This window comes from Burkholderia sp. MS389 (genome assembly GCF_016899425.1).
GTDB lineage: Bacteria > Pseudomonadota > Gammaproteobacteria > Burkholderiales > Burkholderiaceae > Burkholderia > Burkholderia sola.
Map to the genome: position 1 here is coordinate 844821 of NZ_CP045996.1, position 18249 is coordinate 863069.

Sequence of the window (18249 nt, forward strand, 5' to 3'; positions counted from 1 at the left end):
CGCCTTTCGCCGCGTCGATCCATGTCAACCTGTTCGAACGCGACGACGCAACGAGAGCAGGAATCCGTGCGCTCAAACCACCATCGACTGCTGGGCGAAGATACCCGCCATCGCGCCCTGCGATGATGCCTGGGTGACCGAGGGCAAGAACGGCGTGGCGAGGTCGCCGGCGGCGTAGATGCCGGGCATGCTGGTTTGGCGGCGCTCGTCGACCGCGAGAACGATGCCGGTAGGCGTATCGACCGTGGCGAGGCCCAGTGATTCGTGCAGGCTGGCGGACGGCTTGTTGCGCGGTTGGGCGAACAGGACGTCGACCGCGACGTTGCGGCACGTGTCGAGATTGACGGTGGCGATATGGCCGTTCTGGTGCGCGATCTCGACGATCCGGCCATCGACGACAGACAGGTTGCGGCGCGCCAGATCGGCCCGGATATCGGGCGCGATGTCATGACCGTCAGTGAAGATCGTCAACGCGTCAGTCCAGTCGCGGAACAGCCTGGCAGACTGGTACGACTGCGGTCCGGACCAGACGAGGCCCCAATGCTGGCCGGCGACTTCAAAGCCGTCGCAATAGGGGCATGGCACGATGGACGTGCCCCAGCTTTCGGCAAAGCCCGGAACCTCAGGCATCTGGTCGGCGACGCCATAGCTCAGGATCAGGCGGCGCGCCCTCAAGCTTTCGTGATCGTCGGTGACGACGCAGAAATCGTCGATCGCGCCAGACACGCTCTCCGCCCGGGCATTGACCAGCTTGATCGTCGGATAGCGCGACAGCTGCTGCCGCGCCTCGACCAGGATGTCGAGCGGCGGCTTGTGATCGTGGCAGAGCAGGCCATGCGAGTGACCGGCAAAGCGATTGCGCGGGCGGCCGGTATCGAGCACGGTGACCTCGCGGCGGGCACGGCCGAGCTGCAGCGCGGCGGCGAGGCCGGCAAAGCTGCCGCCGATGATGATGACGTCATTCATGGTGATGGGCTCCGTGTCCTGGTGGGAGGGGCTGGGCTTGGTGCGCCATATCGTCCAGCGATACGCGCTCCAGACGGGCTGCGAGCAGGGCTTCGGCAACGGCGCGACAGTCGCCGTCACCGTGTTGAACGGCCGGACAATGCCGCTCGATATCGCCGGGCGGCCGGGGAAACTGATTCGGACGACCGGTTGAAACCGACCCTTGGCTTGCATATTTATGATACTGAATGGTATCCTAATGCATGGATTTGAATACTGTCAAGTACTGAAATGATCGTGACCGAAAGCAACCAGGGCCGCCGCGGCCGGCCCGCCAACGACGCGCTTCGCCAGACGATCGTCGACGCCGCCTGCGAACTCTTCGTGGAATTGGGTTTTCAAGCGACGACCATGGACAAGGTCGCCCAGCGCGCGAAGATATCCAAGCTCAGCATCTATCGACACTTCGAGAGCAAGGAGGCGCTGTTCAGCGCGGCCATGGCGGCCCACTGCCAGCAGTTTGCGCCGCAGACCCTGACCGAAGGCATCGCCGGTTCGGCTGAAGATCAGCTCATGGCGGTAGGATCATCGCTGCTTCGCACGCTGTTGAGCCCGGACGTCCGCAGCGTCGAAGCCATGGTTTTGGCCGACAAGACGAATCAAAGATCGTTGAGCAAGCTCCATTACGAAGCGGGGCCCGCCCATGTCATTGCCCAAATCGAGGCCGTGTTGCGTCAGTTGCACGCGAAAGCGATGCTGAACGTACCCGATGCTCACCGGTCCGCCCGCTTGTTTGGCGCGCTCTTCAAAGGATGCGATCTGCTGCTTGTCGCGCGCTTCGACGAGGCGAGCGCACGGAACGACAACGAAATCGAGTCCTATTGCCGGTCGGCCGTCGCCATGTTCATCGCCGCGCACGGCGGCATCTAGCGGTGCGTTGTCGCGGCTTGATGACGAACCCGCAGCAGTTGCAGATGATGTTCGCCCCGGGCAACCGATGGATGATCCGTGGACGACTGACGGGGAGGCCATTGCGCGAGCGCAATGGCCCGACAACTGTTCAATTTCCGCACACGGAATCGCAAACGCGTCCCGATCCACGCGCCTCCCACGCGTGGGAAGTAATCCGGATAGCCCCGCTTCCCCGCGCTTGCCTACCCTCGCGCGCATGCCGATCGACGCCAACCCACGCCCGATCCGGCCGATCCGAATTTCCCCAGGAGCGCAAATGGATAGCAACACCCCCGCACTGTTCGACACCGACATCTGGCGCGGCAAGACCTTCAATGGAAACTGGCACGCCAGCCCGCACGCCGCCGACGTAATCGAACCGGCAACCGGCAACGCGCTCGGCCGCATCGGCGTCGCCGACGCCGCAGCCATCGCCGAAGCATCGGCTACCGCACACCGCACCCAGCCCGCCTGGTTCGCCCTGCCCTACGACGAGCGCGCGGCCGTCCTGCGCCGCGCGGCGGCCGTCGCCGAAACGCACTTCGATTCGATCGTCGACTGGCTCGTGCGCGAAAGCGGCTCGACCCGCGCGAAGGCAGCGTTCGAAACGTCGGTTACGATCAAGGCGCTGCACGAAGCAGCCGGGCTGCCGTCGCGCGCGGCCGGCGAAGTACTGCCGTCGGCGGCCGGCCGGCTGTCGCTCGCGCGCCGCCGCCCGCGCGGCGTGGTCGGCGTGATCTCGCCGTTCAATTTCCCGTTGTATCTCGCGATACGCGCGGTCGCGCCGGCGCTCGCGCTCGGCAACGCGGTCGTGCTGAAGCCCGATCCGCGTACCGCGGTGTGCGGCGGCGTCGCGATCGCCCGCGTGTTCGAGCTCGCCGGCTTGCCCGAAGGCGTGCTGCACGTACTGCCCGGCGATGGCGCGGCCGGCGCGGCGCTGGTCGCCGATCCGCACGTCGCGATGATCCAGTTCACCGGCTCCACCGCGGCCGGGCGCAAGGTCGGCGAAGCGGCGGGCCGCCACCTGAAGAAGGTATCGCTCGAACTCGGCGGCAAGAATTCGCTGATCGTGCTCGACGATGCCGATCTCGACCGCGCGGTCGCGAACACCGCGTGGGGCGCGTATCTGCACCAAGGCCAGATCTGCATGGCGACCGGCCGCGTGCTCGTGCAGCGTGCGATTCACGACCGCTTCGTCGCGAAGCTCGTCGAGAAGGCGCGAAGCCTGCGCGTCGGCGATCCGGCCAGCGGCGACGTCGGCCTCGGCCCGCTGATCAACGCCGCGCAACGCGACCATGCGGCGAGCGTGGTCGACGCGGCCCGCCGTGCGGGCGCACGGGTCGAGACGGGCGGCAATCATCGTGGCCTGTTCTTCGAGCCGACCGTGCTGAGCGGCGTCGCGCCGGGCAATCCGGCATTCGACGAGGAGATTTTCGGGCCGGTCGCGATCGTCGTGCCGTTCGATACCGACGAAGACGCGATCGCGCTCGCCAATCAAACCGAATACGGACTGTCGATGGCGATCCTGTCGGCCGACGTCGGCCGCGCGCTGAGGATCGGCGAGCAGTTGAACACCGGGCTGTTGCACATCAACGACCAGACGGTCAACGACGAAGTGATCAATCCGTTCGGCGGCGTCGGCGCATCGGGCAACGGCACGAGCATCGGCGGTACGGCAAACTGGGAGGAATTCACGCAGTGGCAGTGGCTGACGATCAAGGGCGAAGCGCCGCTGTATCCGATTTGACGAGGAGACCGACATGTACACCGAACACGACACACGCGCCGTCACCGCGGCCGTCGCGCGCGCCGCCGGCGCGCCCTTCTCGATCGAAGCGGCCCGCATCCGCGCGCCGCGCGGAGACGAGGTGCTCGTGCGCGTCGTCGCGACCGGCCTGTGCCATACCGACCTGATCGTGCGAGACCAGTACTACCCGGTGCCGCTGCCGGCCGTGCTCGGTCACGAAGGCGCCGGCGTGGTCGAGGCGGTCGGCCCGAACGTGAAGACGCTCGCCGCCGGCGATCACGTCGTGCTGACCTACGGCGCGTGCGGCCACTGCACGTCGTGCGTCGGCGGTCACGGCGCGTATTGCCGGCAGTTCTTCGCGCTGAATTTCGGCGGCGCCGACGCGGACGGGCAGACGGCCATCCGCGACGAAGCCGGCCAACCGCTGCACGATCATTTCTTCGCGCAATCGTCGTTCGCGAGCTATGCGCTCGCCCGCGAGAACAACGCGATCAAGGTGCCGAAGGACGCGCCGCTCGAACTGCTCGGCCCGCTCGGCTGCGGGATCCAGACCGGTGCGGGCGCGGTGATCAACTCGCTCGCGGTGCGCCCGGGCAGCAGTTTCGCGAGCTTCGGCGCCGGCGCCGTCGGCATGAGCGCCGTGATGGCCGCGCGCATCGCGGGCGCGACGACGATCATCGCGGTCGACATCGTGCCGTCGCGGCTCGCGCTGGCGCTGGAGCTCGGCGCGACGCACGCGATCAACAGCCGGGAAGTCGACGTGGCCGACGCGATCCGCGAGATCACCGGCGGCGGCGTCGACTACGCGCTCGAATCGACCGGGCTGCCGGCGGTGCTGTCGCAAGGAATCGACGCGCTCGGCTCGCGCGGCACGATGGGCGTGGTCGGCGCGCCGAAGTTGGGTACGAAAGCCGAATTCGACGTGAACAGCCTGCTGCTCGGCGGTCACACGATTCGCGGCATCGTCGAAGGCGACAGCGTGCCGCAGACGTTCATTCCGCAGCTCGTGCAGCTGTATCTGCAAGGGCGGTTTCCGTTCGACCGGCTGGTGAAGTTCTATCCGCTCGACCAGATCAACCAGGCGGCGGAAGACAGCAGCAAGGGGATCACGCTCAAGCCGATCCTGCGGTTGCCGCACTGAGCGCGCGGGCGCCGCGCGTGCCGCCGACGCGTCGCGGCGGCACGTGGGGCGCCCTCGGGGAAGGCAAATGCCGCATTCCGGGCACCGCGCTATATTACGCATTCGCTCGACACGCCGGCGCGGCACGCGCGCCCGAACCTTCGACCCACATGGAGCGCAGCGTGAACATGGCCCCCGAATCCCCTGCACGACCGGTCGACCTCGACCGGCTCCGCGCCCGCTTCGCCGCGGGCGAGCCGCTGCCGGAAACGGCGTTGCCAGCCAGCGTCGCGCGCTCGTGGCTGCGCTCGCGCGACGCCGGGCTCCGGCCGTGGCAAACCGCCCGCTATGAAATGCAGCGCGAGCGCGACGAATCGCGCGCGGATCGGCGGCTCCATCGCTGCGTCGCGCAGGAAATCGAGCCGCTGTGGGCCGCATTCGGCGGCAGCGAATGGACGATCATGTGCGTCAATCCGCACGGCACGATCGTCCATGCGCGCCGCAGCCCGCAATGCGACGACGTGCTGCTGACGCCGATCGTCGCCGGGCGCCGGATCGTCGAACCGAACATCGGCACGACCGCGCCGAGCTGCGTGATTCACGACGGCGCCGAAGCCGTCGTCGCGGGCGCGCAGCATTATCTCGACGAGTTGTCGCGGGTGTTCTGTCTCGCGGTGCCGCTGGTCGGCTTCGACGGCGAAGTGATCGGCGCGCTCGATATCACCGGCGTCGGCAGGCGTAATATCGCGCAGTTGCGCGAGTCATTCCGGCACGCATCGCTGTCCGCCGAACAGCGGCTCTATGCGATGCTGCGCGACTGCCATCTGCTGCAGGTGCAATTCGATCCGCGCTGGCTCGGCACGCCGCTCGCCGGCGTCATCGCGCTCGACGAAGCGGGCCGCGTGCGCGCGGTGAGCCGCCTGGCCCGCCAGATGCTCGACCTCGCGCCCGCCGGGCCGGCGGCGCCGGTCGATCTCCGGCAACTATTTCCGGGCGCGACGCCCGCGCAGCAGCGTCGTTTGCTGACACCGGCGCGCACGCCGCAGCGAATCGCGCGCGACGATGGTAGCCACGTATGGGTGCGCACCGTACGCGCGCCGCTTGATCGCGCGGCCGCAACGCGCGACGCCGATGTGCTCGAAGACGCGGAGGACGTGTGCAACGCGGCGCCGGCGGGCCGCCCTCACGCCAACGCCAGCCTGCACGAACAATCGCTCGATGCGATCCGGCGCGCGCTCGACGAGCACGACGGCAACGTGTCGGCGGCCGCGCGGCAACTCGGCATTTCACGCACGACGCTATACGCGAAACTTCGGCAGCGCGATGCGGCGGGGCTCGGGCACGACGGGTCGCGTTGACGATTCGGGATGAGCCGATCGTCCGGCGATTGCACTAAGCCACTGCCCGCCGTTCATGCAGCCGCAGCGCGAGCCATGCGATCCCGACCGCGAACGCGCCGACCACGCCGCCGAACGTGCCGATCCACGGCAGCCCGAAGTCTCCCGCGATATGGTTGCCGAGCAGCGCGCCGGCGCCGATCCCGACGTTGTACAGCCCGGAGTAGATCGACACGGCGAGGTCGGTCGCCTCCGGCGCCAGTTTCAGCACCCATGCCTGCATCGCCAGCCCGAAACAGACGATCGCGCCGCCCCACACCAGCGTGTGCACGGACAGCGTAACGATGTTCAGCGCGCACGGGAACAGGATCAGCAGGCAGCCCGACAACGCGACGATCGACGCGAGCAGGAAATCGTCGGGCCGGTGCGGATAGACGCGATTGAAGCAGACCGCGGCCGGCAGGCCCGCGACGCCGAACAGGATCAGCACGTACGTGATCCGGCTGTTGCTCGCGTGGTTGACGCTCTGCACGAACGGTTCGATGTACGTGTACGACGTGAAGTGCGCGGACACGACGAGCACGGTGATCGCGTACAGCGCGACCAGCGCCGGCTTGCGCAGGAACACGCCGATGCTGCTCAGCGACCCGGCGCCCTGGCTCGGTAGCACCGGCAACGTGGCGCGCAGCAACAGCAGCGTGACGCCCGCCGCGCCCGCGATGATCAGGAACGTGACGCGCCAGCCGAACGCCTCGCCGATCACGCGGCCGAGCGGAATCCCGGCCACCATCGCGATCGCGGAGCCCATCGCGATCAGGCTGAGCGCACGGCTCTTGCGGTCGCTCGGCGCGAGCCGCACCGCGAGCGGGATCGAAATCGACCAGAACACCGCATGCGCGCATGCGATGCCGAGCCGGCCGATCATCAGCACCGTCAAATTCCATGCGAAGCCGGTCACGACATGGCTGCCGACGAACACCAGCAGCGCGACACTCAATAGCTTGCGACGCTCGACGTGCCGCGTGACGAAGGTCAGCGGCAACGACACGACCGCGACGGCCCACGCGTAGATCGTCAGCATCAGGCCGACGGCGGTCGGCTGCATCTGCAGGCTGTCGCCGATCGCGCTCAGCAGCGCGACGGGCACGAATTCGGTGGTATTGAAGATGAAGGCGGAAAGCGCGAGGGCCAGAACGCCCCACCACGATTGCTCGGAACTGACGGCGTCGGGGGTTGCCATACGGGGATTCGACGAAGGTTAGGCGCGCGCGGGCGGCCCGCCCGGCGCATCGGCGCGATTGTACCAGCGCCGTTCGACACGCCGCCGCCGCGCGCGGCGCGTGCGGCGCGGGACATGGCGGTGACACGGCCGTGCGCCGATAATGTGACGAATTGGGTTTTGCCGACGATTTGCCCGAATGCCATCGGGCCAGGAGATTCACATGCGCATTGAAACGTCATTTCTGTTCGATCTCGACGGCACGCTCGTCGACAGCGTCTATCAGCACGTCCTCGCGTGGAAGGAAGCGCTCGATGCCGAAGGCATCGAACTGTCGGTGTGGCGCATCCATCGCAAGATCGGGATGAGCGGCGGCCTGTTCCTGAATCAGCTGTTGCGCGAGACGGACGGCGACATCGACGCCGACCGTGTCGAGCGGCTCGCGCGGCTGCACGCCGCTGCGTACCAGCGGCTGCGCGCGCAGGTCCGGCCGCTGCCGGGCGCGCGCGAGTTGCTGGCCGCGCTGTCGAACGCCGGCATTCGCTGGGCGATCGCGACCAGCGGGCGGATGGAAACCGCGGCGATCAATCTCGAGGCGCTCGGCGTCGATCCGGCGAAGAACGTGGTCGTCACGCGCGATCAGGTGAAGTATGCGAAGCCGGACCCCGACCTGTTCCTGACCGCCGCCGCGAAGCTGAACGTGCCGATCGAGCATACGGTGGTGGTTGGCGACAGCATCTGGGACATGCTCGCCGCGAGCCGCTGCCGCGCACTGGGGGTCGGGCTGCTGGCCGGCGGGTACGGCAGCGACGAGCTGGAGCGCGCGGGTGCGCTGCGCGTGTACGACGATCCGGCGGATCTGCTGTGGCATCTCGACGAGATTGCCGCACGGCCGTAGGCGCCGGCGGGGCGCGCCGGGCCGCGTCCGGCCGGGCAGCCGCACGCGCACGTTCGCGGCGCCACTGCCCCGTTTCGATTCATCGAATCAAAACAATCCAAATCGCCATTGACGATCGCGATTTAAATATTTTTTACCGATGCCCGTTTTCCCGTCTTTTTAAAACAGACGGGAAGATTCTTGAAAAAACGAATCGCCTCTCATATAACGAATACACTTCGCTTCCGGTTCACGATCGCAGTATCCGAATCGTGAAAACGCAAGCGGCATACGGAGCCGAACCGGCCAGCCGGCGCAACCCCGCGTCGCCAGACGTCCCGCGCATGATATGGGGCCTGCATCGCGATACTGCGTCACCGCGCCCTTTCCGCCATTTATTCGGGGCCCTATAAATGCGCACGGATCTTTCGCCTTCATAACGCTTCTACAGAAGCATTACATCGATTCATTCAATCGCACGATCGCACGTGTCGGGCGCGGAGCATTTTCGCGCCGGCGTTTCGTGAAGGCGTGCGCTCCCGCTCGATCGGCGGGCATTGTTTTGTCCGGTTTGACGGAAATGGACGACGCGAGGATTTCGATGAATCAGATCAGCGAACAGCCAATCGCCGACATGCGCGCGCCGCACCTGGCGCCCGCGCTGCCTATCCGCGTGCTGCACGGCGAAACGGTGAGCGACTACGAGCAGAAAGTGCAGTCGACCTACGCCGGCAGTCCGGACGACTGGCGCAAGGCGATCGGCGAGTACCTGTTGTTTCAGTTCGGCGTCTACGACGATCCGCGCTCCACGCCGCCGATCTCGCTCGATGAATCGGGCATTCGCTACTTCGAACGCCAGCTTCGCCTCGCCGGCTTCGACGACCCCGTTCCCGCACGCGTCGAGCGCATTCTCGACATCGGCTGCGGCTGGGGCTACATCCTCAAGTATCTGGCCGGCCGCTTCCCCGGCTGCATGCGCCTCGACGGTATCAACGTCAGTCGCGAGCAACTCGAGTACTGCGCACGCTTTCATGCGCAGCACGGGCTCGCGGAACGCATCAACCTGTATCAGTGCAACGCGCAGGACGTCGATCGACTGCCCGATCCCGCGACGCCGTACGATCTCGCGATCATTCGCGGCGTGATCTCGCATTTCCCGAACGCGCTGTACGAAAAAGCCATGCGCGCACTGCATGCGCGCGTGCGCGGCGGCGGGTCGGTGATCATCTCCGATAATCTGTACAACGTCGCACTCAACGAATACGAGTCCGACACGCCGGACGAGATCGACCGGATCGCGTGCAAGCATCGGAAGACGCCCGACTATTTCAGGCAGGTGCTGATCGACGCCGGGTTCGCGATCCGCGACATGCGCGTGCTGCCGTCGAACATCGACGTGGCGCGCTGGCTGATGGACGCCAAGGCCAACATCGACCGCCATTTCCCGCACCGCGCACCAGACACGCTGGAAGAATTGCGCGTGCTCGCCGAAAACTGGTCCGTCGCGCTGATCAAGAACAAGGTGTCGACCTACAGCATCGTCGCGGTCAAACCGGACGCGTAACCCGGAGATCCGCATGCAAGCATCCGGAACGCCGCACGCCGACAGCGCCCCGCCGAGCGCGACGCACACGCTGGTGCTGCCGCTGCCGCGGCTCTCGCTGCCCGTTGCCCGGCACCCGCGGCACGCAGCGATCGAGCAGCAGCTCGCGATCGACGACTATCCGACCATCCTGCGGCACTATCGCAGCGACGCGGCGGCACGCCGTTTTCTCGCGCAGCGCATTCCCGCATATGGCAGCCTGTGCTACCCGAATGCGCGGCCCGATCGCGTGTACACGATTCATCGCATGATGAACGTCACGACGCTGATGGACGACGCGTTCACGCATCTGGCGCGCACCGGCGACCAGGCGGGGCTCGACACGTTGCGTGATCATTTTCTGGCGGCCGTCGACGGCACGCCGCCGCCGGCCGATGTGCCCGCCGCGCGACTGCTGCACGACACGCTGCGCTTGATGCGCACCCGGTGCGACGCGCGCCCGGCCTTCTGGCAGCGCTTCGTCGAATGCATCCGCGACCAGATCCGTACGCAGGCCGATCCGACGGCGACCGACGCATCGCGCCTGTCGCTCGACGACTATCTGGCGTTTCGCCGCGTCGAGGGCTTCGGCCACTGGATCACGCTGCTCACCGAATACGCGCTCGACATCGACATGGAGCAGCGCCTCGCGCAACACGCGGCGCTGGCCGACGCACGGGACAGGACGATCGATTCGGTGATCCTCGTCAACGACCTGTTTTCGTTTCGCAAGGAACGCTCCGCGCACGAGCGATTCAATGCCGTCTGGATCCTGATGCGCGTCGAGCAGTTGAACGTGCAGGCGGCGCTCGACCGGCTCGCGGCACTCTGCACGTCGAACGAGGGCCGCCTGATCGACGCGCGCGAAGCGGTCGCGACCGGCGCGCTGGCGGACGACCCCGACGCGCAGGCCTACGTGACGGAGCTGGGCTACATGAGCGCGGGCAACGCGGAATTTCACGCGTTCAGCACCCGCTACCACGGCGACGATCTCGGCGGCGGCCGCTTCGCCGGCGGCGAAGTCGCGATGACGCCACTGCCGACGCTCGAGGAAATCGCGGCGGCGGACCGGCATGCTTCGCCCCGATGACTGGAGACGCGCATGCACGCATCGATCCCTGTTGTGCCCGAACCCGCGGCCGCTTCCCGACATCGCTATCCGGACGGCTGGTTCGCGCTGGCCTACAGCCGCGACGTCAAACGCGGCGCACTCGTCGTCACGCGCTTCATGGGCGAGGACGTCGTGCTGTATCGAACGGCATCCGGCCTGATTCGCGCGGTCGCGCCGCATTGCCCGCATCTCGGCGCGCATCTCGGGCATGGCGGCGTCGTGCGCGGCGAGGAGATCGTGTGCCCGTTCCATCACCTCGCGTTCGCGCCGGACGGCACCTGCGTGCGCGCCGGGCGCGACGGCAAGCCGCCCGCCACCGCGCTGCGGCAGCGCCACGTGTGCGAATGGAACGGCCTCGTGCTCGCATGGCAGGACCGTACGGGCGCGCCGCCGTCGTGGTCGCTGCCCGAACTCGACCTCGACGGCTATTCGCGGCCGCGCGGCCAGTGCCACACGCTGAACGGAAGCCTGCAGAATCCGGCCGAGAACGGCGTCGACGTCAACCATTTCAGCCCCGTGCACGGGTGGTCGAATCCGGTGCTCGAGCCGCCGCAAGCCGATGGCCACCGGATGACGATGCGCTCGACGCTCGTGCTGCTCGGCCAACGGCTGCTGCTGGATATCACGATGCACGGCCTGGGCTGCATGGCCGCGCGCATGGAACTGCCGGACCTCGGGCTGCATGCGCGGGTCGTGCTGTTCCCGACGCAGATCGAAGCCGATCGCTGGACCTGCCGCGAATTCGTGGCGCTGCGCGTCGAACGCGCGTCGGCGTGGCCGTCGCCGCTGCGCCGGGCCGTGCACGAGATACTCGTGAGCGCCGCGTACCGGTTGTGGTTCGTGCCGCAATTCAAGCGCGACCTGCGCATCTGGGATCACCGCGACTACGACGCGCGCCCGACGTTGATGGCCGGGGAGATGCCGATCATGACGTTCCGGCGCTGGGCCGCGCAGTTCTACCCGGCTTCCGGCGGCGACGCGCCTGACGGACAACGCGACGCCGTGCCGGCGGCTGTCGCGCACGCCGATCGGGAATTCGCGCGATGAACGCCGTGCCAATGCAGGAGCGCGCGATGCATGCAACCGGCCCCGTCGACGAAACCGCGCCGCTGCCCTATCCGGACGGATGGTTCGCGCTGTGTTTCAGCCGCGAGTTGAAGCGCGGCACCGTGCTCACGACGCCTTTCATGGGACGCGATGTCGTGCTGTACCGGACGGCATCCGGCGTCGCGTGTGCGGTCGACGCGTATTGCCCGCACCAGGGCGCGCATCTGGGCCACGGCGGCGTGGTCGACGGCGAGCAGATCGTCTGTCCGTTCCATCACTACGCGTATGGCCCCGACGGCCGGCGCACCACCGCCGGCTGCACGAAGGGCGGGCAAGCGCTGACGCTTCGCACCCGGCACGTGCGCGAATGGAACGGCTTCGTGTTCGTGTGGCAGAACGCCGACGGCCTCGCGCCGACGTGGGAACTGCCGGAAGTCGACATGACCGGCTTCTCGGCGCCCGTCGGTCAGGCTTTCACGCTGCGCGGCGTGATGCAGAACCTGCCGGAGAACGGCTACGATCTCGAGCATTTCGGCGCGCTACATCGCTGGAAGGACATGAAGCCGCATGCGCCCGTGATCGACGGCCCGCGCATTTCGATGCAGGTGGACATGGCATGGAAGAACATCAGATGGAGCACGCTGATCGGCGTTCATGGGCTCGGCTGCGTGTCGTCCGACCATGAAATGAAGGCGATCGGCCTCGAAGCGAAGATCTTCGCGTGCGGCGTACAGATCGCGCCGCTGCGCTGGACCTTCCGGGACGGCATCTCGTTCCGCTTTTCGTGGCTGTCGCGGTGGCCGGCCCCGGTGCAGCGGATCGTCTACGCCGCGCTCGGCCGGTTGCTGCATCGACTGTGGCTGGTGCCGGTGTTCAAGGAAGACATCATGGTGTGGAGCCATCGCGACTACACGGGCTACGGGACACCGGTCGCAGGCGACGGGCCGTATCCGGTGTTTCAGCGATGGGCGCGGCAGTTCTATCCGGCCGAGGGTCGCGCAGCGGCGCAACGGCGTGCCACGCATGTGGACGCGTTCGTCGAGAAATAGCGGGAGCCGGAGGTTCCGCTTCGGGACGCTTTGCGCTAAACCGTCCGCCTAACCAGCATCGTCCGGATCTCCGAAATCGCCTTCGTCGGATTCAGCCCCTTCGGGCACACGTCCGTGCAGTTCATGATCGTCCGGCAGCGGAACAGCCGGTACGGATCCTCCAGATCGTCCAGCCGCTCCGCCGTCGCCAGATCGCGCGAATCGGCGATGAACCGGTACGCCTGCAGCAGCCCGGCCGGCCCGACGAACTTGTCCGGGTTCCACCAGTAGCTCGGGCACGACGTCGAACAGCACGCGCACAGAATGCATTCGTACAGCCCGTCGAGCTGATCGCGCTCTTCCGGCGATTGCAGCCGCTCGCGCGCGGGCGGCGTCGTGTCGTTGATCAGGTATGGCCGGATCGAGTGGTACTGGTTGAAGAAGTCGGTCATGTCGACGATCAAATCGCGCACCACCGGCAGCCCCGGCAACGGCCGCAGCACGATCTCGCGTGGCAGCGTCTGCATGTTGGTCAGGCACGCGAGGCCGTTCTTGCCGTTGATGTTCATCGCGTCGGACCCGCAGATCCCCTCGCGGCAGGAACGGCGATACGCGAGCGTCTCGTCGTCGCGTTTCACGCGGCCGAGCACGTCGAGCAGCATGCGGTCGTCCGGATTCACGTCGATCTCGTAGCGCTGCAGGTACGGCTGCGCGTCGCGATCGGGGTCGTAGCGGTAGATATGCAGGGTACGCGGATCGCTCATCGGTTCCTCCCGGCGCGGGCCTGCATGGGTGGGTTGACGAGATGCTGCGGGGCGGCTGTCGCGGCCTGCGGCGCCGCAAGCGCCATGCCGGTCAGTCGTCGTCCACGCGCTTGTCGACCAGATAGCGGCCGCGCTCGAGCCCCGCGCGCAGCGCCTCCACCTCGGTCAGCCATTCGGGGGCGACGGCCTCCGGTACCATCAACTCGATGCGCGCACCGTTGACGTACACCTGTACCTCGTCGCGCCATGCGCCGCGCTCGTTGGGTCTTGCCCATACCAGGATTTCGTGGCCGCGATACGGGTCCCGAACCTGTGCGTCCTGTTGATGTGTCACGGTGGCCTCCTGTCTTATCTGCGATGGCGATGAAAAAAATGCGCGCCGCATGATCGCCGTGCGCGCCGCCGGCCTCGTGCGCACGCGCCGTGCCCGGCCGGCACGCTGCTTGCGTCCCTTTTCCGCATCGAACCGTTACCGCGCCCGCCTCGCGCAGGGCCGGATGGGATACACATCATGATCGGCCACCTCGAATTGCTGGGACGCCTGCTGCTGGCCGCGCTGCTCGGCAGCGTGATCGGGCTCGAACGCGAACGCCTGAACTGGGCCGCCGGGCTGCGCACGCACATGCTCGTGTGCGTGGGCTCCGCGCTCGTGATGCTGGTGTCGACGTTCGGCTTCGAGGACGTGCGCGGGCTGAACGGCGTCGTGGTCGATCCGTCGCGGGTCGCCGCGCAGGTCGTGTCCGGCATCGGCTTTCTCGGCGCGGGCTCGATCCTGCTGCGCGGCGAAGTGGTGCGCGGGCTGACGACGGCCGCGAGCCTGTGGGCGGTGGCCGGCGTCGGGCTCGCCGCAGGCGGCGGCATGGTGGTTGCGTCGGTCGGCGCGACGGCGATCGTGCTCGCGATCCTCGCGGGCGTGAAGCCGCTCGAGCGCCGCTTCATCGCGCAGCGCCAGCAGCGCACGCTGCTGCTCGTGGCGGAACGCGGCGGCCTGACGCTCGGCACGCTGCACGAGGCGCTCGGCCCCGGCCGCGTGCGCGTGAAACGGTTCATCGTCCAGCAGTCGGACGACGATCCGGACACCGACGACATCTCCGTCTCGTTCTCGCGCACGAGCGGGCCGGAATTCGCGGCGATCTGCGAAACGCTGCAAAACATCGCGTGCGTACGGACCTGTCAACCCGACACCTCGTCAAGGAGTTTCGTGTGACCCAGACCGACCTGCTCTCCTATCTCGTGACGAGCCAGCTCGCTGCCCGCATGCGCGGCGGCGCGTGGCTCACGACCAGCCAGCTGGTCGGCGCGTTGCGCGCGTGGCTCGCGTGCCGGCACGCCGACTGCGAGTGGCTCGACCGGATCAGGATCGCGCACGCGTCGGCGACGATCGCGCAGGAGATCTACGACATCGCGATCACGCACGGCGACCCGCAGAGCGGCGAACGCGTGCTGCTCGACGCGCATTCGCCGGAATTGCAGGCGCTGCGCGCGCGCTGCGACGCGCTGTTGCAGCGGATCGACGGCGACCGGGACGTCGGCGCACGATGATCGTGGCGGACCGCGTGACCCGCGCCGACGACCGGCGCGTCGCCCCCGCGCCCGCGGACGGCCCTTCGCGGCACGGCCTGCTCGAACGCGGGCGCAACTGCGACACGATCCGCCACGCGGACCGCTTCGCGATGCTGGTCGACGGCGACGCGTACTTCTCGACGCTGCGCGCCGCGCTGCTGCGCGCGCGCCATACGGTGTTCATCGTCGGCTGGGACGTGGACAGCCGGATGCGGCTCGCGCCGGGCGGCGCCGACGACACGTTGCCCGATACGCTCGCGGCCTTCCTGCACGCGCTCGCGTCCGCCCGCCACAATCTGCGCATCTACGTGCTCGCGTGGGATTTTGCGATGATCTACGCGCTGGAGCGCGACTGGCCGCCCGTGTATCGGGCTGGCTGGCGCGCGCATCGCGGCATCCGGTTCCGGCTCGACGATGCGCACCCGCGCGGCGCGTCGCATCACCAGAAGCTGGTCGTGATCGACGACCGGCTCGCGTTCGTCGGCGGCCTCGACCTGACGCGCGCCCGCTGGGACACGCCCGCGCATGCGGCCGACGACCCGCGCCGCCGCGACGAGCACGGCATGCCGTACGGGCCGTTCCACGACGTGCACGCGATGTTCGACGGCGACGCGGCCGCCGCGATCGGCGAACAGGCACGTGCCCGCTGGCTGCAGGCGTGCGGGCGTCCGATCGCGATCCGCGCGCAGCGGCATCTCGACCGGCCCGACGACCCCGATCCGTGGCCGCCCGACGCGCGCGTCGACGTACGCGACGTGCGGCTCGGCATCGCGTATACGGCGCCGCGTCACGGCGGCCGCGAGCCGGTCACCCAGGTGCGCGCGCTCGTCGAGGACACGATCCGCGCCGCGCAGCGGCACCTGTATGTCGAGAACCAGTACTTCACCGCGGCGGTGGTGCGCGAAGCGTTGTCCGCGCGCCTCGCCGACGCGCACGGGCCGGACGTGACGGTCGTCGCGCCGCGCGTGCAGAGCGGCTGGCTGCAGGAAGCGACGATGGGCGTGCTGCGCGCGCGGCTGCACGCGACGCTCGCGTCGGCCGACCGCTTCGACCGCTACCGGCTGCTGTATCCGCACGTCGACGGGCTCGGCGACGGGTGCGTGAACGTGCACAGCAAGGTCGCGATCGTCGACGACGAATGCATCGTGATCGGCAGCGCGAACCTCAATAACCGCTCGATGGTGCTCGACACCGAATGCTGCATCGCGCTGGTCGCGGCCGGCGATGCCCGCGTTCGCGCGGCGATCGCCGGCATGCGCGAGCGGCTGCTGGCCGAGCACCTCGGTACGACGCCCGCGGCGGTGGCCGACGCGTTCGCGGGCGGAGAACGGCCGAACATCGTGCTCGACCGGCTGCGCGCGAACCCGGGCCGCACGCTGCGCACGCTCGACCCGGCCGTGTCGCCGCAGTTCGAGGCGCTCGTGCCGGTCAGCGCGCGGCTCGATCCCGAGCAGCCGATCGAGCCGGACCGGTTCGTCCGCGAATTCGTACCGCACGAGCAGCATCGCTCGCTCACCGCGCGCTTTTTCGTGCTGGGCGCGGTGGTGCTCGCGATCGCCGCGCTCGCGCTCGCGTGGCGTTTCACGCCGCTGGGCGCGCACCTGAACGTCGCGTCGCTGTCGCACGCGGTGGCCGGCATCGCGCGGCTGCCGGGCGCGCCGGTGCTGCTACTCGCGGCCTACGTGATTGCCGCGACCTTCGCGGTGCCGATCACGCTGCTGATCGCCGCGACGGGGCTCGTGTTCGGCGCGTGGCCGGGCTTCGCGTATGCGGGCGTCGGCTCGATGGCGGCCGCCGCCGCGACCTACGCGCTCGGCCGCTGGCTCGGGCGCGACGCGGTGCGCCGGCTCGCCGGCGCGCGCGCGAACCGGCTGAGCGAGCACATCGGCCGGCGCGGCGTGGTCGCGATGGCCGTGCTGCGGCTGCTGCCGATCGCGCCGTTCACCGTCGTGAACCTCGTCGCCGGCGCATCGCACATCGGGCTGCGCGACTACCTGATCGGCACCGCGCTCGGGATGCTGCCCGGCATCGTGCTGACCGTCACGTTCGCGCATCAGCTGACCGCCGCGCTCAGCCATCCGGAGCCCCGCGCGTTCGCATGGCTCGCGGCGATCGGCCTCGCGCTGGTCGGCGTGTCGATCCTGCTCGTGAGGGTGCTGCGACGATGGCGCTGAGCCAAGACCCGGCCCCGCCGCCGCACGTCGTCACCGCCGACGCGGCGCCCGCCGCCGCGCCGGGCGGGCGCGACCTGCGGATCGCGACCTACAACATTCACGGCGGCTACGGCGCGTGGCCGGCGCGCGCGGTCGACCGGATCGCGGCCGTGATCGACGAACTCGACGCGGACGTGATCGCGCTGCAGGAAGTGCCGCTCGGCGGCACGCGTGTGCCGGACGTGCTCGCGCACCTGCGCGACGCGACCGGCATGCACGCGGTGGCCGGCCCGACGATCGATACGCCGGAGCGCCGCTACGGCAACGCGGTGCTGTCGCGCTGCCCGATCCGCGCGGCGCGCACGCTCGACCTGTCGTTCCACCCGCGCGAGCCGCGCGGCGCGCTCGACGCCGACATCGATTGCAGCGCGGGCCCGATCCGCGTGGTCGCGACGCATCTCGGGCTGTCGGCGAGCGAACGCAGCGCGCAGGTGCAGCGGCTGCTCGCGGCGTTCGACACGGGCGCAATGCCGGTGATCCTGCTCGGCGACATCAACGAATGGTTCGTGCGCGGCCGCGCGCTGCAGGCGCTCGTCACGCGGTTCCGGCGCGCGCCGGCGCCGCGCACGTTCCCGACCGTGTGGCCGGTGTTCTCGCTGGACCGGATCTGGATTCATCCGGGCGAGTTGCTGGTCGACGTGGTCGTGCATCGCAGCGCGCGGGCGCGGCACGCGTCCGACCACTATCCGCTGGTGGCCCGGATGCGCGCGACGCCGGCGACGGGCACGGCGCTTGCGCGATGAGC

The 18249-nt window shown here is 68.5% G+C and carries 18 protein-coding genes; 14 read left to right on the forward strand and 4 right to left on the reverse strand.

Features of this window, described 5'->3' with window-relative positions:
- Nucleotides 1-72: 72 nt before the first annotated feature.
- Nucleotides 73-966, reverse strand: coding sequence for an NAD(P)/FAD-dependent oxidoreductase (locus GJG85_RS33445; RefSeq protein WP_204384548.1), 894 nt, complete (start codon nt 964-966; stop codon nt 73-75).
- On the opposite strand from GJG85_RS33445, the gene GJG85_RS33450 reads away from it, so the two are divergent.
- From GJG85_RS33450 to GJG85_RS33470, 5 genes are all read left to right on the forward strand, one after another.
- Nucleotides 965-1159, forward strand: coding sequence for a hypothetical protein (locus GJG85_RS33450; RefSeq protein WP_050013949.1), 195 nt, complete (start codon nt 965-967; stop codon nt 1157-1159). The genes GJG85_RS33445 and GJG85_RS33450 overlap by 2 nt on opposite strands.
- Nucleotides 1160-1242: 83 nt before the next feature.
- Nucleotides 1243-1875, forward strand: a complete 633-nt coding sequence (locus tag GJG85_RS33455) for a TetR/AcrR family transcriptional regulator (RefSeq protein ID WP_089490477.1) — start codon at nt 1243-1245, stop codon at nt 1873-1875.
- Between the two features lie 298 nt (nt 1876-2173).
- Complete coding sequence (locus tag GJG85_RS33460; RefSeq protein ID WP_204384549.1) at nt 2174-3643, forward strand: benzaldehyde dehydrogenase; 1470 nt, start codon at nt 2174-2176, stop codon at nt 3641-3643.
- Between the two features lie 13 nt (nt 3644-3656).
- On the forward strand, nt 3657-4784 hold the full coding sequence (locus GJG85_RS33465) for an NAD(P)-dependent alcohol dehydrogenase (protein WP_089490360.1): 1128 nt from the start codon (nt 3657-3659) through the stop codon (nt 4782-4784).
- Between the two features lie 167 nt (nt 4785-4951).
- A complete protein-coding gene (locus tag GJG85_RS33470) occupies nt 4952-6121 on the forward strand; it encodes a helix-turn-helix domain-containing protein (RefSeq protein ID WP_235356223.1) in 1170 nt (389 codons plus the stop codon).
- 34 nt (nt 6122-6155) lie between these two features.
- Here the strand turns inward: GJG85_RS33470 and GJG85_RS33475 are convergent, their stop codons facing one another.
- Nucleotides 6156-7340 carry a sugar transporter gene (locus tag GJG85_RS33475; protein WP_050013953.1) on the reverse strand — a complete coding sequence of 395 codons (1185 nt, stop codon included), beginning with the start codon at nt 7338-7340 and terminating at the stop codon, nt 6156-6158.
- A 202-nt stretch (nt 7341-7542) separates the two neighbouring features.
- On the opposite strand from GJG85_RS33475, the gene GJG85_RS33480 reads away from it, so the two are divergent.
- The 5 genes from GJG85_RS33480 (at nt 7543) to GJG85_RS33500 (ending at nt 12985) form a co-directional block, all read left to right on the forward strand.
- A complete protein-coding gene (locus GJG85_RS33480; RefSeq protein WP_050013954.1) occupies nt 7543-8217 on the forward strand; it encodes an HAD family hydrolase in 675 nt (224 codons plus the stop codon).
- Nucleotides 8218-8797: 580 nt separating this feature from the next.
- A complete protein-coding gene (locus GJG85_RS33485; protein WP_204384550.1) occupies nt 8798-9760 on the forward strand; it encodes a class I SAM-dependent methyltransferase in 963 nt (320 codons plus the stop codon).
- Between the two features lie 13 nt (nt 9761-9773).
- Nucleotides 9774-10868, forward strand: a complete 1095-nt coding sequence (locus GJG85_RS33490) for a methyltransferase type 12 (RefSeq protein ID WP_050013955.1) — start codon at nt 9774-9776, stop codon at nt 10866-10868.
- 12 nt (nt 10869-10880) lie between these two features.
- On the forward strand, nt 10881-11936 hold the full coding sequence (locus tag GJG85_RS33495; protein WP_204384556.1) for a Rieske 2Fe-2S domain-containing protein: 1056 nt from the start codon (nt 10881-10883) through the stop codon (nt 11934-11936).
- Nucleotides 11933-12985, forward strand: a complete 1053-nt coding sequence (locus GJG85_RS33500; RefSeq protein WP_204384557.1) for a Rieske 2Fe-2S domain-containing protein — start codon at nt 11933-11935, stop codon at nt 12983-12985. The genes GJG85_RS33495 and GJG85_RS33500 overlap by 4 nt, the downstream gene beginning before the upstream one ends.
- Nucleotides 12986-13020: 35 nt before the next feature.
- On the opposite strand, the gene GJG85_RS33505 is transcribed toward GJG85_RS33500, so the two are convergent.
- Entirely contained in the window at nt 13021-13728 is a 708-nt protein-coding gene (locus GJG85_RS33505; protein WP_050013958.1) for a succinate dehydrogenase/fumarate reductase iron-sulfur subunit, read from the reverse strand.
- 91 nt (nt 13729-13819) lie between these two features.
- Nucleotides 13820-14062 carry a DUF6566 family protein gene (locus tag GJG85_RS33510; RefSeq protein ID WP_089490355.1) on the reverse strand — a complete coding sequence of 81 codons (243 nt, stop codon included), beginning with the start codon at nt 14060-14062 and terminating at the stop codon, nt 13820-13822.
- 177 nt (nt 14063-14239) lie between these two features.
- On the opposite strand from GJG85_RS33510, the gene GJG85_RS33515 reads away from it, so the two are divergent.
- The 4 genes from GJG85_RS33515 to GJG85_RS33530 are packed head-to-tail and all read left to right on the forward strand — an operon-like array spanning nt 14240 to nt 18247.
- Nucleotides 14240-14935 carry an MgtC/SapB family protein gene (locus GJG85_RS33515; RefSeq protein WP_050013960.1) on the forward strand — a complete coding sequence of 232 codons (696 nt, stop codon included), beginning with the start codon at nt 14240-14242 and terminating at the stop codon, nt 14933-14935.
- Nucleotides 14932-15270: a hypothetical protein gene (locus tag GJG85_RS33520; RefSeq protein ID WP_089490354.1), complete on the forward strand. Its 339-nt coding sequence runs from the start codon at nt 14932-14934 to the stop codon at nt 15268-15270. Before GJG85_RS33515 ends, GJG85_RS33520 begins: the two co-directional genes overlap by 4 nt.
- A complete protein-coding gene (locus GJG85_RS33525) occupies nt 15267-17465 on the forward strand; it encodes a VTT domain-containing protein (RefSeq protein WP_089490353.1) in 2199 nt (732 codons plus the stop codon). The genes GJG85_RS33520 and GJG85_RS33525 overlap by 4 nt, the downstream gene beginning before the upstream one ends.
- A complete protein-coding gene (locus GJG85_RS33530) occupies nt 17456-18247 on the forward strand; it encodes an endonuclease/exonuclease/phosphatase family protein (protein ID WP_089490352.1) in 792 nt (263 codons plus the stop codon). Before GJG85_RS33525 ends, GJG85_RS33530 begins: the two co-directional genes overlap by 10 nt.
- Nucleotides 18248-18249: the final 2 nt, after the last annotated feature.

Excerpts from the sequence above, each read along its gene's own strand:
- GJG85_RS33450 (WP_050013949.1), top strand. The coding sequence starts at position 965 with ATGGTGATGGGCTCCGTGTCCTGGTGGGAGGGGCTGGGCTTGGTGCGC.
- GJG85_RS33445 (WP_204384548.1), bottom strand. The coding sequence starts at position 966 with ATGAATGACGTCATCATCATCGGCGGCAGCTTTGCCGGCCTCGCCGCC.
- GJG85_RS33460 (WP_204384549.1), top strand. The coding sequence starts at position 2,174 with ATGGATAGCAACACCCCCGCACTGTTCGACACCGACATCTGGCGCGGC.
- GJG85_RS33465 (WP_089490360.1), top strand. The coding sequence starts at position 3,657 with ATGTACACCGAACACGACACACGCGCCGTCACCGCGGCCGTCGCGCGC.
- GJG85_RS33470 (WP_235356223.1), top strand. The coding sequence starts at position 4,952 with ATGGCCCCCGAATCCCCTGCACGACCGGTCGACCTCGACCGGCTCCGC.
- GJG85_RS33475 (WP_050013953.1), bottom strand. The coding sequence starts at position 7,340 with ATGGCAACCCCCGACGCCGTCAGTTCCGAGCAATCGTGGTGGGGCGTT.
- GJG85_RS33480 (WP_050013954.1), top strand. The coding sequence starts at position 7,543 with ATGCGCATTGAAACGTCATTTCTGTTCGATCTCGACGGCACGCTCGTC.
- GJG85_RS33485 (WP_204384550.1), top strand. The coding sequence starts at position 8,798 with ATGAATCAGATCAGCGAACAGCCAATCGCCGACATGCGCGCGCCGCAC.
- GJG85_RS33490 (WP_050013955.1), top strand. The coding sequence starts at position 9,774 with ATGCAAGCATCCGGAACGCCGCACGCCGACAGCGCCCCGCCGAGCGCG.
- GJG85_RS33495 (WP_204384556.1), top strand. The coding sequence starts at position 10,881 with ATGCACGCATCGATCCCTGTTGTGCCCGAACCCGCGGCCGCTTCCCGA.
- GJG85_RS33500 (WP_204384557.1), top strand. The coding sequence starts at position 11,933 with ATGAACGCCGTGCCAATGCAGGAGCGCGCGATGCATGCAACCGGCCCC.
- GJG85_RS33505 (WP_050013958.1), bottom strand. The coding sequence starts at position 13,728 with ATGAGCGATCCGCGTACCCTGCATATCTACCGCTACGACCCCGATCGC.
- GJG85_RS33515 (WP_050013960.1), top strand. The coding sequence starts at position 14,240 with ATGATCGGCCACCTCGAATTGCTGGGACGCCTGCTGCTGGCCGCGCTG.
- GJG85_RS33525 (WP_089490353.1), top strand. The coding sequence starts at position 15,267 with ATGATCGTGGCGGACCGCGTGACCCGCGCCGACGACCGGCGCGTCGCC.
- GJG85_RS33530 (WP_089490352.1), top strand. The coding sequence starts at position 17,456 with ATGGCGCTGAGCCAAGACCCGGCCCCGCCGCCGCACGTCGTCACCGCC.